This is a genomic window from Pedobacter sp. W3I1, assembly GCF_030816015.1.
Taxonomy (GTDB): Bacteria; Bacteroidota; Bacteroidia; order Sphingobacteriales; family Sphingobacteriaceae; genus Pedobacter.
In genome coordinates, this window is the sequence record NZ_JAUSXN010000001.1 from 1,220,824 (window position 1) to 1,238,641 (window position 17,818).

Here is a 17,818-nt window from a genome sequence, read left to right on the forward strand (position 1 = left end):
AATTTACAAATCCAAATGCTTTCAATTTTCTATCTTTATCGATATGAAATCCATTTTATACAGCCTGTTTTTTATTCTGCTGGTCACTTCCTGCACTAAAAAGGAAGAAGTTGATTTAGTTGTTTATAATGCTAAAGTTTATACCGTAAACAGTAAATTTGATACGGTTGAGGCCTTCGCTGTAAAGAATGGTAAAATCCTGGCCCTTGGTAAAAGCGATGATATCAAGGCCAAATATGAAGGCAAAGAAGAAATCAATGCCGAAGGTAAAACCGTTTATCCAGGTTTTATAGACGCACATGCCCATTTTTATGGCTACGGCCAAAGTTTGCAAACAGCTGATTTAAGAGAAACAAAATCGTGGGATGAAGTGCTCGCCCGCTTAACTGATTTTGCTAAAACGCACCCTGATGGTTGGTTAATTGGTAATGGCTGGGACCAAAACGATTGGGACAATAAAGCTTTTCCAACAAATGAAAAACTAACGGCCCTTTTCCCTGATCGTCCGGTATTTTTAAATCGTATCGATGGTCACGCGGCTATCGCCAATCAAAAAGCGTTGGATGATGCGGGCATTAAAGGCGAGCAGAAATTGGTGGGTGGCGATATGCTAACCCAAAATGGAAAGCTTACCGGTGTTTTAATCGATAACGCCGTAGCTTTAGTAGAACGTAAAATCCCTTCACCGGATGCTAAACTAGCCGAAAAAATATTTATAGATGCACAGAAAAACTGCTTTGCTGCTGGCTTAACCACTATTGATGATTGTGGCTTAAGTTATCTGGCTGTCGACTTTATCGAAAAACTGCAGAAAGAACACAAACTGAAAATGAGGCTATATGTAATGCTTTCAGATGAACCTGATAATTATAAATACCTGTTTAATCGCGGACCGATTAAAACCGATAGATTGAATGTCCGGGCATTTAAAGTTTATGCCGATGGTGCTTTAGGCTCGCGTGGGGCCTGCCTGCTGCATCCTTACAGCGATATGCCCAACAAAACAGGCTTTTTATTGAGCGATCAGAAACACTTCGAAGAAGTAGCCGCAAAAATTGCAGCCAATCATTTCCAGATGTGCACCCATGCCATTGGCGATTCGGCTAATAGGGTAATCCTGAATATCTACAATAAAATTTTGAAAGGCAAAAATGATCTGCGCTGGCGCATTGAACATGCACAGGTAGTAAATGCCAGTGATTTCGATCTTTTTGGAAAAGCGAGTATTGTGCCGTCAGTGCAACCTACACATGCCACTTCCGATATGTATTGGGCCGGACAGCGTTTGGGTGCCGAAAGGTTAAAAAGTGCTTATGCTTACAAACAATTGTTAAAGCAAAATGGCTGGATTCCTTTGGGTACCGATTTTCCGGTTGAAAACATTAATCCATTATTAACGTTTTATGCAGCAACAGTGAGAGAAGATGCAAAAGGTTTTCCGAAAGGGGGCTTTCAGATAGAAAATGCCCTAACACCTGAAGAAGCGCTACGTGGAATGACCATATGGGCAGCAAAAGCCAATTTTGAGGAACATGAAAAGGGCAGTTTGGAGAAAGGTAAATTAGCCGATTTTGTTATGCTCGACCACGATATTTTGAAATCAACACCACAAAACATATTAAAAACCAAAGTTTTAAAAACCTACCTGAACGGAGAAAAAGTATATGAAGCGAAATAGATTGTGTATTCTGGTTGTAGCATTTTGCTGCAATATTTTATGTTTAATGGCTTGCGCACAGGAGCATACAGCGAATGAGAAAAAACTGGCCATTGCCAATGCGATAGCGAATACAACCGTATTGTTAAACAATCAGGATGGTATAATTCCTTTAAAATCATTGGAGAAAAAGCATATTGCTTCGGTTAGCCTTAGTTTTGCTTATAGTGCCGTTTTTGATAGTTTGGCCAATAAATATGATAAAATCACTTCATTTTCTGCCGATTCTTATAAAGATAGCGTGAATCTGAATGATTTAGAAGATGACCTTAAATATTTTAATACCATTTTAATCAATATCGACGATCAGAACATAAGCAAAGCCAAATACATTAATTTTATTAATAGTATCAGTAAAAATAAACAGGTAATTATTTCTTTTTTTGGCAACGGACCTGGTTTAAAATCGTTCGACCTGTTAAAATCACCAATTGTATGGACAGGCCAAAACAATATTGATGCTGCTGCCATTGTGCCACAATATATTTTTGGTGGCATTGCTGCATCTAATAAATTAACCACGGCATATTCTGCCCGTTATACCATGGGCTCGGGTTTTACTACAACGGCCACACGTTTGAAGTACACAGTACCTGAAGACGCAGGCTTAAACTCGAATAATTTAAAAGAAATTGATGCAATTGCAGCCGAAGCAATAGCGCAGAAAGCAACACCGGGCTTGGTGGTTTTGGTAGCGAAAGATGGTAAGGTTATCTTTAATAAGGCTTATGGCACCCACACCTATGATACCAATGTGCCTGATAAGGTAACCGATATTTTTGATCTGGCTTCGGTAACCAAGGTAACGGCAACGACTCCTGCAGTAATGCGTTTGTTTGAAGAAGGAAAACTAAAGCTAGACACTAATATTGGCGCTTATATCCCGAAAGCGCGTACCACACCCATGAACAATATTCAGGTGCGCGAAGTGATGTTGCACCAGGCAGGTTTTATCCCTTACATTCCTTTTCATGATTATGTGAAAACAGGCGATTACAGCAGAGATTCATCTGCGGCCTATCCAACCAAAGTGGCTGATAACTATTACATCAAAAAAGGCTTTTTTAAAGATTTTATGTGGCCTAAAATGCTCAATTCGCCAATAAGAACACGTGGCAAATATGTGTACAGCGATATCAGCATGTATGTAATGAAAGATATTGTGGAGCATATTAGTGAAGAGCCTTTAAATCAATATACTTACGAAAACTTTTACAAACCGCTAGGGATGCAAACAGCAGGTTTTTTACCTCGCAACCGTTTTAAACCCGAACAGATTATCCCGACAGAAGATGATAAATTTTTCAGGAAGACTTTGCTGGTGGGCTATGTTCACGATCAGGGGGCGGCTTTAGCGGGTGGAGTTTCTGGTCACGCGGGCTTGTTTGCCAGCGCCAACGATCTGGCGATTATTTACCAGATGCTTTTAAACCGCGGTACTTATGGTGGTGTAGAATACTTTAAGAATACAACGGTAGATATGTTTACGTCAAAACAATCAAATGTTAGCCGCAGGGGGCTGGGTTTTGATCGCTGGGATCCGGATAGCACTAAACATTACCCATCAGAACTGGCTTCGCCACAAACTTATGGCCATACAGGTTATACTGGAACCTGTATTTGGGTAGATCCATCGCGAGGTTTGGTTTATGTGTTTTTATCAAACCGTGTTAATCCTACGGTTACGGATAAACTATCCAATCTGAAGATCAGGGGAAGGATTCAGGATGTGGTAAATAAAGCTATAGATGAATCGAAGAAATAAATCTTGGTTTGCATAATTCAGAGTTGTCAACTTTCTAGCTAAATGCTATTAAAGTTGACAACTCTATTAATACTAGTTTTTTGGATTATAATAAGCATCAAAAAGCTTATTCCTGAATTTATAATTGGGATCGTATTTTTTTTTCAATTTAAAAAAAGCAGCTGCATTTGGGTAGGCTTTCAAGAATTGTTGTTGAGTAGCCTGTAGTTGATAAGGCAGGTAGTATGAACCCTTTTCAGAAACCGATGCATCTATCAGGGCTCTTGTCCATTGGGTTACTTTTGCCTTTTCTGCATCAGATACTTCCTGTTTGTAATAAATTACGAAAGCAAAAACTTCCTCCTTAGCCCAGGCTAGATACGATCCCACATCTTTATTGGCATGCCTGATTGAAATGTTAATCACATTTACGTTGTTGTTTTTTAATACTTTAACCATTTTTGGATAAAAGGAATCAAAACGATCTACAGGGATAAAATATTCTTGTAAAACATAGGTCGCTTTTTTTCTCGAATTGGGTTCGAGCTCTTGCACATCATAGGTAGCTTCATAATTTCTCCATTCAACAACTTTACCTGTATAATGTACTGGATCTGCAATGTGTTGCCTTAGCCACTTTCCAAAATCAGAACCAGCAACTACTTTCATAGCAATTTTTTTTAGCCAATAGTTTTTGTCGTTCGGTTTTAAACGCTTGGTTACGGTTAATTTATTTTCGGTTCTGACATAAGTAACCGCTCTAACTTTGGTGTAACTGTTTGGGTATATATCTGCGTTATGAAATACAAACTGAGGTTTATTTCTGATGCTGGAAAAGAAGAATTTTTTGTAGGCTGCAATGTCCATTAGAGTATCTTTTTGCTCTATTTTATAATTGTTTGTTAGCGATAAGGTTACTTCGGCGATTACGCCAATTCCGCCGTAGCCACCAATAGCTGCATAAAAAACTTCGCTGTTAACTATTGAGCTCGCGGTGATAAACCTTCCGTCAGCTAAAACAATCCTAAAACTTTTAACTGATAAAATAATTGGTCCTTGACCAACATAACGGCCATGTACATTAACGCTAAGCGACCCCCCAACTGTGAAATTCGCATAAGTCTGCATAATTTTAACAGATAAGTTATATCGATCAATAAACTGGATCAGCTCGCGCCACCTTATGCCGGCTTGCACTGTAACTTCCTTCCGTTCTTTAGAGAAACTTAATATCCGGTTAAACTTTCTCATGTCAATTTGCAAAGCATTTTCTGTAGCCGTTTGTCCACCTTGACTAAATCGGCCTCCGCCTATCGATATTGGTCCATTATTGATTTTAACTGCATTAATAATTTCAGCAGAGGTTTGTGGCGTAATTATTTTGGCAACCTTTATAGGGTTAAGTTGAGTGACATCATTTACGACGTTCTTTTGTACAATCGGTTTATCAGGCTGGCACGCAAGAAGTAAAGAGATGAGGATTAGAAAAATTCTGAGAGGAGAGCGTTTCATAGTGAACAGTTGTTTCTAGGTTTATGCACAATGATATAAGAATTTTAGGATGGTCAGCTTTAATGAATTGTTTGTTGGGAAGTTAACAGCCCTTTAAATTAATGATTTATCACCAGCTTATAAATCACCGTTTTAAGTTCTTCCGTGTCACGGTCTTCACACAATAGAAAACTTGTACTATGCTTACTTTGGCTTAATAAAGTAATGCCTTCGAATTTATGATGATCTGAAATTTTATTGCTGAAGTTTAGCTTTAACGTTTGTAGGTTAATACTGCCAACAAAACTGCCCAGAATTTCGCCATCGGCATAAGTCGATTTGGTGTCTTCTGCGGTAGCAATGAAAAATATTTCATTTTTTACCAATGTCGCATCGGTAAATGATGATTCTACATGATTAATATTGGGAAGCTTAAAGCTGTTAAATTTTATCCAATCGGTTTTAACGAGATCAGCCCCTTCGATTTTAAATATACCATTCTTTGCATCGATTCCGTTGCCACGGTTAAAAAGTAGCCACTCATTACTCCTAAAGATTGCACCTTCAAGATTAAAGTTATAGTCATCTATTTTGGCAATCGCTTTAAGTTTGGCATAGGTTTCGGTCAGGTCTTGCTGAACTACTTTTTGTGTTTTCAGGTCGAATTCGATCATCAGATTTCTTTTTTGGGTTGAACCCGAACCTAAAATATATAATTTATCGTTGTGCTGACAAAGGATTTCAAAATCGGGTTTTAATGATTTGGCAATATTCTCTAGTTGCTGTAGGGTATGATCAAATAAAATCTTGATCTTTTGAAGCTGCTTGGTTTTGATGTTGTATTCATTTAAATAGCCGCTGTTGTCGCCAATGATATATAGTAAATCACCAGCAAGGAATAAGCCTGAGGCAGAGCCAATCCCATCAATTTCTGCGAAAACTTCTAAGGTTGTTGAATGCATGCTTTGAAAATAACAAAAAAAGCACCGGTTTGGCCGATGCTTAATTTTTTGTTTACGATTCGCTAGGGACTCATGACTGAGGACTCACGACTCCGAACTACTTTTTCAATCCGATCTCTCTTAACCTTTCATCCAAATATTCACCAGCTGTCATATCGCTATAAGCTTTAGGGTGTTCGGCATCAATGGTTGATGGTAAACTGGTTAAATCCATATCGCTGCGCGGGTGTAAAAAGAATGGAACAGAGAAACGTGAAGTTTTCATCAACTCACGGGGTGGGTTTACCACTCTATGTGTCGTCGATTTTAATTTGTTATTGGTTAAACGCTGTAACATATCACCCACATTCACTACAATATCCGTATGATGTGCTTTAATTGGTAACCATTCATTGCTTCGGGTTAACACTTCAAGGCCATCGGCACTGGCACCAATTAACAAGGTGATCAGGTTAATGTCTTCATGTGCACCTGCGCGTACCGCGTCATCAGGAATGGTTTCAGGATTTTCGATTGGGAAGTAGTGGATACCTCTTAAAATAGAATTTCCATTATGAACATGTTTATCAAAATAATTGATGGGTAATTCTAAATAGGTTGCAATGGCGCGCAATAAGTGTGTGCCATTTTCTTCCAGTTTTTTATAGATATCGCCCGTTACCTTGTTAAATTCTGGTAATTCCTCTAAAATCTCGTTATCAGGGTATTCATTTTTAACCGGATCGCCATCAGTTACTTCCTGCCCGATTTGCCAAAACTCTTTTAAATCTGGTGTTTTAGCGCCTTTAGCGGTTTCTTTACCTGCGCTGGTATAACCGCGTTGGCCTGCCAATTCTGGTTTTTCGTATTTCCTTTTGATTTCAACGGGTAACGCAAAGGCAGCTTTAATGTTCTCGTAAAGTTTATCAATTAATTCCTGGCTTAAACCATGATTGGTAATGGTAACAAAACCCGAATCGTTAAAAGCCCGGCCTAGTTCATCCGAAAATTTTTTGCGGTCTTCTGCTGAACCATTGATGTAAGAGCCTAAATCTAAACAAGGAATATACGGTGTAGACATAATTTTATATTTAATGTTGTACTAATTTAAAAAGAATTGTTAATAACTGCGTTTAGCTTGTGTGTTAAGTGTTTAATAAATTAATATACAGTTTTTTAAGTTATTAACAAAATTGCAAAAGCTAGGTAATATTCAATTGTCACACTAAATCCATTATAATTTAAACGTAAACCAGGCCTTGTTTAATTTCGTATAATTAACAAGAAAATAACTTGATGAACTGTAAAGTGTATTGGTTATTTACGACTAATAAAATAAACACAAAATGAAACCATCATGATTTACCATATCAACAATCAGATAAAAAAATCATGATAGCTTCATTACGAATGAAAATAAATAAACACAAAATGAAAAAAATAATTTTAATTCTATTATCGGTTTTAGCTTTGAATCAAACTCAGGCACAGGGAAAAAAAACCGAAAAAGCAACCTTCGGAATGGGCTGCTTTTGGTGTACCGAAGCTATATTTCAAAGGTTAAAAGGGGTGATTTCAGTGAAATCTGGTTACGAAGGCGGTACCTTAACCAATCCAACTTACGAGGAAGTGTGTACAGGTGCTACCGGGCATGCCGAGGTTTTGGAAATTACTTATAACCCAATGGTAATCTCTTACGATGACTTGTTAGAAGTTTTTTGGAAAAGCCACGATCCTACAACATTAAACCGTCAGGGTGCCGATAGTGGTACGCAATATCGTTCCGTAGTTTTTTATCATACAGCAGAGCAAAAAGCTTTGGCAGAAAAGTACAAAGCAGAGTTGAATAAAACCAATGCTTATGGTAAAAAAGTGGTAACGGCTATAGAAGCGGCCAAACCTTTTTATATTGCAGAAAATTACCATCAGAATTATTTTAACAAAAACGGAAGTGAGCCGTATTGTAGATTAGTAATCCAGCCAAAAATAGAGAAACTAGAAAAAATATTTAAAGCGAAGCTTAAAAACTGATAAGCGTGGTTAGCTAAGGTTGTATTATAAATATATATGTCATCCTGAGCTTGTGGAAGGACTTGTTTAAATACTCTTAAAGGTGTTTCGACAGGCTCAACATGACAGCATCTGAGCTGAAATCGTCTTTATGATACAATCTCTTTTGTTATCTTAGGAATTTAAACTTCTATCTATGATAAAAAGAATAGTGCTTAATATCAATACTCAAAAAATTGAAGAAGCTGCTAGTTTCTACAAAGATGTTTTAGGGCTTGATTTAATGATGGATCATGGTTGGATCTCCACTTATGGTGCGGCAGGGCAGAAAATGGATGTGCAGATCAGTTTTGCTTCCGAAGGTGGGTCGGGTACTCCGACACCAGATCTATCCATCGAAGTTGAAAATGTTGATGACATATTAGAGAAAGTCAAAGCAGCCGGATTTCCCATCGAATATGGTCCGGTTGATGAACCATGGGGTGTTAGGCGATTTTACACCAGAGACCCATTTGGTAAATTGGTTAATATTTTAAGTCATATTGAACGCTAAATTTATTATATAACGATCAATCTGAATGGTCTCGGTTCGTCATTTCGAGCGGAGTGCAACGTAGTCGAGAAATATAACCTATTTAGATCTCTCCATTCTACCGCGCTCCAGTAGAGATGACTAATCGTCTTTTAGTTCAAAAACCCTTTAGCTTTTTCCAGTAATTCGCTGCCTTTTTTGCCAATTTCTTTCTTGCCCTTTTCAATGGTTGAGGGCTGAGTATACGCGTTCACCGAATTGGAAAGCGCTTTAAATTTGCCTATACCAGCGAATACTTCTTCAGTATAAGGAACACCCTGCTGTTTCATCAGTTTTTCCCAATCTATTTTCGAAAGCAGAGCTACCATATATTTTGTGGCAATTTTGCCGATAAATGCTTTATCGTACAGGTCGGTCAATGCCTTATCTGATTTACGGTCTTTTACGTAAACCATAGTTTGTTCTAGTGCTTCGCGTTCGCTGTTAGAAAATAACGCGCTTTTGCTCAGCTTTTCCAATGCAGGGAGCGACTTTCCGGGCTTTTCTTTCTTTAAATTCAAATAAGCCGTTATTCCCCAAACCAGTTCGTTTTGAATGCCCAGTTTATTCATGTCGCTTAAAAAAGCTTCAAAATCTTCGAGCGATCTTTCTTCATCAACTTTTCGCTCCATCCTCATGCGGTCAAAACCTCTAAAAAGATAATTCATGCTATGAAAAGCAACATGGGTTTGCGCATCATTTAAACGGCCCCAGCCAAAAAATGATTTGGTGTAGGGCAGTGGGATTTTCTCGTTTTTATCCAGCCATTTAATGTTTCTGGAAAGACCATCTTCAGATAAATAAAACAGGTTATTGCTAAAAAATAAGAAACCGCGGACAAATTCTAAAAGCGTCTTAATTTCGCAATCATCCAGCAGCTCAGGCTGCGTTTTAGCACATTCGTATAATGCAAAAGGTTGTCCTAAATCTCTTGTAGCCAGTACAGCCATACTTAAAATGGCATGTTCTATATTCTGATAGTACGCCTTGTTTGAGTTTTTAAAAAACGGCTGCGGCGTTTTTACATCCGTTTTCATCGCGATAAATCCAGCGGTAAGCAAAGGAAAAACATCTTCATCGGTTTCTTTTACAAATTGTTTAACCGACCGATATTCTTTGTATATCCTTAAGGCATCTATTACTGAAATATTTTCGTTGCCGTGTCCGTTCACAGTATTTAAGGTTCGAACAACGCTTTGTGCCTGTTTACTGAATTTTTGATATTCGGGCTGAGTGGTATCCTGAACTGCAGTCGAGCGTACAGCTATTTTAGCGAATTTATAAAAGGTGATTTTATCGTAATTAATGTTTTCTGTCAATCTCTTTTTGTCAAGTTCGAGCAGAACCTGATCGGTTTTTTCGCCAGAACAGGCAGCTAAAAATAGGACAACGTAAAATAAAACTAAATTCTTCATGAGGCATGTTTTAAACAAATAGATGTATAAAACTAACATTTTAGGAAAGAAAAAAAATGGAAAACGCAGATTCTTCTAAATTTAGCCTTTTGAACATTTCCTAATTATCGAAATTTAAATTTTTTCAAGCGTTTAAGAATAAAATGATAAATTTTTAAAAGAAATAGATGGTGCGGTTAGCAAATTAACAATGGGTTTCTGCTATTAGTTTAATGTTCCGTTTGCTTTGTTATTGGCCAAACTATTTTTTGGATTAAAATTTGATTAGAACTTATCAAAAAGAGAGGGGTATTTCTAATTTTTTAGCAATTTTTTCAGATTTAATGACCTAAAATTAGTAGGATGTTTAAAATCATCCTAAATTTGTAACTCCTTTAAGCTAAGATGACAAAAAAGAAAAAGACAGTTGGTAAAACTGACGCTGATGTAATTTTAATAGGGGCTGGCATCATGAGTGCAACCCTGGGTGTTTTGTTAAAACAATTAGAACCCAATTTAAGCATAGAAATTTACGAACGTTTAGATATTGCGGCGGCAGAAAGTTCTGATGCCTGGAATAATGCCGGAACGGGACACTCTGCTTTTTGCGAATTAAACTATACGCCCGAAAAGAAGGATGGCACGGTTGAAATTAAAAAGGCTGTTCAGATTGCTGAGCATTTTGAAGTTTCTAAACAATTTTGGTCATACTTAGTTACCCAGGGATTGGTTTCTGATCCTTGTAATTTTATCCGCAACATTCCTCACATGAGTTTTGTTTGGGGGAAAAAGAATGTAGAATATCTTAAAAAACGCTACGACGCATTAACCCAATGCGATCTGTTTAGCGATATGCAATATACCGAAGATGCCGAGCTTGTAAAAAACTGGGCACCATTGATTATGGATGGCCGTAAAAAAGGCGAAAAAGTTGCAGCTACCAAGATGGATTTAGGTACTGATGTTAACTTTGGTACTTTAACCCGCGATATGTTTAACAACTTAAAGGAACAAAGTAATGTTAATCTGTATTTCAACCACGAAATTCGCGACCTTAAAAAGAATAAAGACGGTAACTGGAGTGTAAAAGTTAAAGATTTAGAAAGTGGTGACAAACGTAAACGTGTGGCTAAGTTTGTGTTTATTGGTGCAGGTGGTGGGTCTTTGCCACTGTTGGAAAAATCAGATATCCCTGAAGGAAAAGGTTTTGGAGGTTTTCCGGTAAGCGGACAATGGTTAAAGTGTACCAACGAAGAAATTATTAAAAAACACCATGCTAAGGTATATGGAAAAGCTGCGGTTGGTGCGCCACCAATGTCGGTTCCACACCTAGATACCAGGATGATTAATGGCAAACAGGCACTGTTATTTGGGCCGTATGCTGGTTTTTCTACTAAATTCCTTAAAAATGGCTCGTTCCTGGATTTACCAAAATCGATAAAATTCAACAATATCCGTCCGATGCTCTCGGCAGGATTGCATAACCTCGATTTAACAAAATATTTGATTGAGCAAGTGAGGCAGTCGCCGGAAGACAGATTGGAAGCCTTAAAAGAATATTTACCAACTGCCGAACTTAAAGATTGGGAATTGGAATATGCAGGGCAACGCGTTCAGGTGATTAAAAAAGATGCTAAACAAGGCGGTATTTTAGAATTCGGTACCGAGGTGGTAAGTGCTGCCGATGGTTCTATTGCGGCCTTATTGGGTGCATCTCCTGGGGCTTCAACAGCAGTTTCTATTATGCTCGACCTGTTAAACCGTTGTTTTGCAGACGATTTGGCTACTGAAGAATGGCAAGCCAAAATCAAAGAGATGATTCCTACTTATGGAAAATCGCTTGCTCAGGATGCAGATCTTTGTAAAGAAACCAGAAACAGAACCTCAAAAGTGTTAAAAATTGAGAATGCTGTGGTTGCTTAGGTAATAACGATAATAAATCTTTTGAAAGGTCGCGATGAAAATCGGGACCTTTTTTGTTGGAGGTATTTTCATGGCTTATATCCTCACGTGTTGCATCCTCGGTCTGTGTGCCCACAGATCGAAACCGGATAATTGATTATTTGCGACATCAAACGTTCCTATGGAACGAACACAAATAAAAATTGTTATTTGCTACCCACGATTCGTCCTGAAGGGACGGTTGATGGGTAATATATAAGGAAAAATGGTTTTTCGTTCCATAGGAACGTTTGGTGTTTTCTCTTCACAGGCCTTATCTTAATAAACCTGATGGGAACGGCAGCTCCCGGTTTTTCAACCGGGACTAGAGTGTACAGCAGGACTACAGTAACCGATAACAAACCGGACCTTGCTTTTCTTGAAAAAAAAGAAGATTATTTTAACCATTAGCCTTAAGATTTTGGAAAGCAATTGCTGCATCCTCGGTCTGTGTGCCCACAGATCGAAACCGGATAATTAATTATTTGCGACATCAAACGTTCCTATGGAACGAACACAAATAAAAATTATTATTTGCTACCCACGATTCGTCCTGAAGGGACGGTTGATGGGTAATATATAAGGAAAAATGGTTTTTCGTTCCGTAGGAACGTTTGGTGTTTTCTCTTCACAGGCCTTATCTTAATAAACCTGATGGAAACGGCAGCTCCCGGTTTTTCAACCGGGACTAGAGTGTACAGCAGGACTACAGTAACCGATAACAAACCGGACCTTGCTTTTCCTGAAAAAAAAGAAAATTATTTTAACCATTAGCCTTAAGATTTTGGAAAGCAATTGCTGCATCCTCGGTCTGTGTCCCCACAGATCGAAACCGGATAATTAATTATTTGCGACATCAAACGTTCCTACGGAACGAACACAAATAAAAATTGTTATTTGCTAGCGACGATGCATCCCGCTGGGACGCATAATACGTTATATTAGCTAACGGTATCATTCATATTTACCAGAGGGATGGGGTTCATGAATAACATCGGGTAAGATTGGTTTTCTTTCGTTCCGTTAGGAACGTTTAATTGGTAACATATAGTGAAAAGGATTTTTTCGTTCCATAGGAACGTTTGGTGTGTTTTGCACTGCCCCTTAATTATAAACCTGATGGGAACGGCAGCTCCCGATTTTTTCATCGGGACTACAGTGTACAGCAGGGCTACAGTAGCCGATAACAAACCGGACATTGCTTTTCAAAAAAAATGGCATATTCTTACCAAGCAAAAGAGGGTATCCAATTGCTCGAAAACCCTCTTTTATGAAAAATACTTTATGGTTACGCTGCAATCATTTCTGCAACTTCATCAGCAGAAATATCGCTATGCGAAGCTTCTAATACGCAATCGCCATCTTTAATCAATAAAATCTGCGGCGACTGGTGCGCTATCTGAAACACTTCGGCAATCTGGTTGGAAATATCACGATAGCTAATTAAATCTAAAAAGTAAAGTTTTGTATCTGCTGGAATGATATCCCAATCAAATTCGAAGTTCTTTTTAGCCATTAAACTAATTGAACACCGCGTGCTGTGTTTAAAAATAAGGCTAAAACCGCTTGCATTTTTGATTTCATCAAGCTGTTCAATCGAAGTTAAGTTAACCCAAGTCATGATATTATACGTATAGTTTACAGGATAACAATTGCAGTTAAATAAAGTTCTGCAAATGACCTAAATATGAGATTACAAATGAGGTAGATTAATTTCTTCTGCGTTTTCCTTCGGGATAAGACCCATAAGCAGGACAAAGTTTAGAAGAACAAGATTCTAAAATGGTAATGGTGCAAAACACCGCCAATAGTAAGATGGCTACTTTTTTCATCTGTATATATTTGTTATTTCAATGGTAATAAAGCGATCATGAATTAGTCAAGATAGTTTCATCGGGATTTGTTAATTTTTAAACTTCTAAGTTACAAATAATTATTAAAACGCAAGTCTAAATTTGAGCCGAAAAATCAGCCATTTTAATGGCCGTAATCGCAGCTTCATCACCTTTATTGCCATGTTTGCCGCCAGCACGGTCTTGCGCTTGCTCCAGGTTATTGGTGGTTAAAACCCCGAAGATAACCGGTTTACTGTACTTAATGCCAACATTGGTTATCCCTTGCGCTACTGCGTCGCAAATAAAATCGAAATGTTTTGTGTCGCCCTGAATTACGCAACCTAAACAGATTACTGCATCTATATCATTTCTTTTGCTCAATAAAATTTCTGCACCACCTGTTAGTTCAAAACTTCCTGGTACCGGTAAAGAAATTATATTTTCTTCCTTAACCCCATTAGCCAAAAGCGTTTTTAATGCACCATTGTATAAAGCGCCGGTAATTTCGGCATTCCACTCCGCTACAATAATTCCGAATGTATAGTTTGCTCCGCTCGGAACTGTAGTATGAGAGAAATCAGATAGATTTTTTAATTGTGTTGACATGGGGCAAAGATAATGTTATGCTTCGAATGTTAAAAACGTTAATGTTTGCGGCTTGTAACATTTAATGTATTAATAATTAGATTCGTATAATCATCAGATAAAATATTAATCTTTTATGGAATTTTAGTATTTGCCCCATCTCTATTAAAAACTCAAAGCTATTTTATGAACCTATCGTTACGCTTTTCCGCTTTATTTCTTTTCATCTTTTGGTTTTCGTTCGATGCTTCTGCACAGTATAAATATACCCAGGTAGATTTTTATCGGATTGATTCTATCGCGAACCAGGGTAAGCCTAAGGATGCTTTGGCTATAATCGAAAAAATAAATCAGCAGGCACACCAGGATCATAATACCCCATTACTGATTAAATCGGTTATTTATAGGATAATGTTTCAAGGGTACTTGGAAGAGAATGCCTTTGATAAAATTTTAATTAATCTGCGGGATGATATTACCAAAGCCAAACAGCCCGAAAAAAGTATTTTACAATCACTTTTAGCCGAAACCTATTGGAACTATTTGCAACAAAACAGATGGCAGATTAGTCAGCGTACACAAGTGCAGGGCGATATTGGTAATGATATTAAAACATGGAATATTAAAAAACTAAGCGATGAAACCGTAAAATACTATCTGTTATCGTTAAAAGAAGTTCAACTTTTGCAACAAACCAAAGTTGATATTTTGGATGCTGTTTTAGCAGGTGATAAAAACAACAGAACCTTTAGGCCCACATTATATGATCTGTTGGCACACCGTGCTATCGATGTTTTTAGCAATTCTCAGATTAACCTCACTCAACATGATGATGAGCTATTTGATATGGACTACACGGCCTGGTATGGTGATAGGCAGCGCTTTCTTGCTATTGCATTGCCATCAGACAGTACCTCATTTAAACTACAGAATTTGCTGTTATTTAGAAACCTGATCAAATTTCATCAAAACAGCAATAATTTTTCGGCATTGGCCGATGTTGATTTAAAACGGCTCAAGTTTGTGCAACAAAATTTTAATGGTGGCGATAAGGAAGACTTGTATTATAGTGCACTAAGCCAGTTAGCCGGGCAAAGCAGCCAAACCGAAGTTTATGCTGATATTTTATACGAACAGGCTAATATGCGTAAAAATGGAGCTTTACTAATTGATACCAATAAACAGAACCTGATTAAAGCTATAGCCTTAGCCGAAAAAGCCGTTAATGCTTACCCCAAAAGTATTGGTGCCCAAAATGCCAGGAATGTAATTGAGCAGATCAAAAGCAGTGAGTTATCCATTAAAACTAAAGGATATGTTCTGCCTGATAAACCTATACAGCTATACCTATCGTACAAAAATGCCGATACCATACAACTTAGGTTGTTTAAATCCCCTGATTTACAGCTTGATGACCAGCAATTTAAAAGCAAGGCAGATTTTTTGACTTTTTTCACTAAGAATAAAATAATAAAACAGTGGACTGTAATTACACCAAAAACCGGCGACTACCAAACACATACTTTAATTGATAAAATAGATGGTTTGCCATTTGGTGCTTATACCTTGATTGCCCAAACCATTAACCGGAAGCAAAAAGATAGCGTATATAGTAACATCAATTTTAAGGTTACGGCAATGGCGGTAATTAACAGGCGAATTAATGATAATCATGAATATTTTGTAAGCGACTTAAGGAATGGGATGCCTCTAAAAAATGTAAAAATCCAGCAACGGAGATATGATTATAATACCCGTAAATATATTGATGGTGAGCTGTTAACCACCAACCTGAATGGTTATGCCAGTACCGCTGAAACCCAGAGCGGTATGAGTAGTGCATTGGTAAAGATGGGCAAGGATGAATTGCGGGTAAACATTAATGGATATTACAGCTATCGGAATAACGATGATGAAGATAAAGAGCGCGTAATTCTATTTACTGATAGGCCAATCTATCGTCCGGGGCAAACTGTTTATTACAAAGGACTATGTTTAAAACTTGTAAATGGTAAGAATAAAATTGAGGTAAATAAAGGAGTTGAGGTTTTATTTAATGATGCCAATGGCAAGGAAATAGCCAAAAATAATGTTACCAGCAACGATTACGGCACGTTTCAGGGTTCGTTTAGTATACCAATGGGGAAACTAAACGGCAACATGGAGATCAAAACTGATTACGGGCGCATTAATATACAGGTTGAGGAATATAAACGCCCAACTTTTGAGGTCGTTTTTGATAAGCCTAACCAAAAATACAAGTTAAACGATACTATTAAAGTGCAAGGCAAAGCCAGTGCCTTTTCTGGGTATTCAGTAAACAATGCGAAAATAAATTATAAGATTTTCCGCAGGGCAATCTACGATTATCGATTAAATTATGAACAGCGTATTGCTATTTATGGTTCAGGTGTTTTCGAGAGGAAGCAAATTGCTATCGGTAAAACAAATACCCAATTAGGCGGTAAATTCGATATTACCTTTTTTGCAAAAGCTACTAATATCAAACAAAATTACAGCTACGATATTGAAATAGAGGTTACAGATTTAAATGGCGAAACCCGAACAAAAAGTACCAGCATCAATGTGGGACAAAAAGATATTAATCTTAATATCAGCGCAGAACAGGTTATTTATGTAAGCAATAAAACAGACAGCATCCCGTTTTGGGTAACCAATTTAAACAACGAGCCTATAAAAGCTAATATTCAGGCAGAATGGAGCTTATTGCAGTCGCCATTAAGGTTGATGAATAAAAGTCCTTTTTATGCTGAGCATTATACCATGAGTAAGGAGGAATTCATTATGGATTTTCCTGACGAAGATTATAACAATGAACTCGAAGTGGCTAAATGGCCGGTAAAATCAGTAGAACTGAAACAAAACCTCTTTATTGATCATGGTCGTGGAAACTTAACCTTTAATCAAAAGAACCTAAAGCCAGGTTATTATAAAATAAGCCTGTTTGCTATAAACGAACAGCAAGATACCATTAAAGTTGATAAGAATTTAGTGGTTTATAACGATCAGCCCGCCGTAATACAATCAAATATTGAATGGATTGCACCTGAAGTAAGCGTAATTAAAGCAACTGAAAGTGCTGTTTTTCGTTTGGCTGGTTTGGCCGATAACAGTAAAGCTTATTACGAAGTATATTATCGGGACAGTATTGCAGAAAAAGTTTGGATCGACCTATCGCCTAAACAAAGCATGATTAAAATTAAGCCACAAGCAAATTACGAAGATGGCTTTGCCGTGCAGTTTACCATGATACATCAAGGCACAGTTTACAATTCGATGCAGCAGGTTAAAATTACTGATCCTCAGAAAGAATTGAATATTAAATTTTTAACGTTTAGAGATAAACTGCAACCTGGCGAAAAGGAAAGCTGGAAACTGCAGATCAGTAATAAAAATGGCGAGAAGCAGATGGCCGAAATGGTGGCTACACTTTATGATGCAAGTTTAGACGATCTGAAAAGAATGGACTGGGCTACGCAGTTATCAACAAGCTTTAACTACTATTATTATAACTGGAATTTTAATACCAACGATATTACAAATCAAAGTTACCTATGGTTATGAGGGC

General features: G+C 37.6%; 12 protein-coding genes. 6 read left to right on the forward strand and 6 right to left on the reverse strand.

Annotated features, from left to right (window positions below; genetic code table 11):
* Positions 1-43 precede the first annotated feature (43 nt).
* Together QF042_RS05245 and QF042_RS05250 are read left to right on the forward strand one after the other, a co-directional pair.
* On the forward strand, positions 44-1,678 hold the full coding sequence (locus tag QF042_RS05245; RefSeq protein ID WP_307526038.1) for an amidohydrolase: 1,635 nt from the start codon (positions 44-46) through the stop codon (positions 1,676-1,678).
* 46 nt (positions 1,679-1,724) lie between these two features.
* Positions 1,725-3,482 (forward strand): serine hydrolase, encoded by a 1,758-nt coding sequence (locus QF042_RS05250; protein WP_307526040.1) that lies wholly within the window; start codon positions 1,725-1,727, stop codon positions 3,480-3,482.
* A gap of 72 nt (positions 3,483-3,554) precedes the next feature.
* Here the strand turns inward: QF042_RS05250 and QF042_RS05255 are convergent, their stop codons facing one another.
* From QF042_RS05255 to QF042_RS05265, 3 genes are all read right to left on the reverse strand, one after another.
* Positions 3,555-4,973, reverse strand: coding sequence for an FAD-dependent oxidoreductase (locus QF042_RS05255; protein WP_307526043.1), 1,419 nt, complete (start codon positions 4,971-4,973; stop codon positions 3,555-3,557).
* A 98-nt stretch (positions 4,974-5,071) separates the two neighbouring features.
* The gene (locus QF042_RS05260; RefSeq protein ID WP_307526045.1) at positions 5,072-5,914 is read right to left on the reverse strand and encodes a hypothetical protein; all 843 of its coding nucleotides are present in this window, start codon (positions 5,912-5,914) and stop codon (positions 5,072-5,074) included.
* Positions 5,915-6,011: 97 nt separating this feature from the next.
* On the reverse strand, positions 6,012-6,974 hold the full coding sequence (locus QF042_RS05265; protein ID WP_307526047.1) for an isopenicillin N synthase family oxygenase: 963 nt from the start codon (positions 6,972-6,974) through the stop codon (positions 6,012-6,014).
* A gap of 350 nt (positions 6,975-7,324) precedes the next feature.
* On the opposite strand from QF042_RS05265, the gene msrA reads away from it, so the two are divergent.
* Together msrA and QF042_RS05275 are read left to right on the forward strand one after the other, a co-directional pair.
* Entirely contained in the window at positions 7,325-7,924 is a 600-nt protein-coding gene (gene msrA / locus QF042_RS05270) for a peptide-methionine (S)-S-oxide reductase MsrA (protein ID WP_307526048.1), read from the forward strand.
* A gap of 175 nt (positions 7,925-8,099) precedes the next feature.
* Positions 8,100-8,456 (forward strand): VOC family protein, encoded by a 357-nt coding sequence (locus QF042_RS05275; RefSeq protein WP_307526050.1) that lies wholly within the window; start codon positions 8,100-8,102, stop codon positions 8,454-8,456.
* Positions 8,457-8,587: 131 nt separating this feature from the next.
* Here the strand turns inward: QF042_RS05275 and QF042_RS05280 are convergent, their stop codons facing one another.
* Entirely contained in the window at positions 8,588-9,889 is a 1,302-nt protein-coding gene (locus QF042_RS05280; protein WP_307526052.1) for a hypothetical protein, read from the reverse strand.
* 384 nt (positions 9,890-10,273) lie between these two features.
* Between QF042_RS05280 and QF042_RS05285 the strand changes: the two genes are divergently transcribed.
* Positions 10,274-11,791 carry a malate:quinone oxidoreductase gene (locus QF042_RS05285; protein WP_307526054.1) on the forward strand — a complete coding sequence of 506 codons (1,518 nt, stop codon included), beginning with the start codon at positions 10,274-10,276 and terminating at the stop codon, positions 11,789-11,791.
* 1,306 nt (positions 11,792-13,097) lie between these two features.
* Here QF042_RS05285 and ytxJ read toward each other — a convergent pair.
* Entirely contained in the window at positions 13,098-13,430 is a 333-nt protein-coding gene (ytxJ, locus tag QF042_RS05290) for a bacillithiol system redox-active protein YtxJ (protein WP_307526056.1), read from the reverse strand.
* 328 nt (positions 13,431-13,758) lie between these two features.
* Complete coding sequence (ribH, locus tag QF042_RS05295) at positions 13,759-14,250, reverse strand: 6,7-dimethyl-8-ribityllumazine synthase (RefSeq protein WP_307526059.1); 492 nt, start codon at positions 14,248-14,250, stop codon at positions 13,759-13,761.
* A gap of 165 nt (positions 14,251-14,415) precedes the next feature.
* Here ribH and QF042_RS05300 point away from each other — a divergent pair, with 165 nt between their 5' ends.
* Complete coding sequence (locus QF042_RS05300; protein ID WP_307526061.1) at positions 14,416-17,814, forward strand: MG2 domain-containing protein; 3,399 nt, start codon at positions 14,416-14,418, stop codon at positions 17,812-17,814.
* Positions 17,815-17,818: the final 4 nt, after the last annotated feature.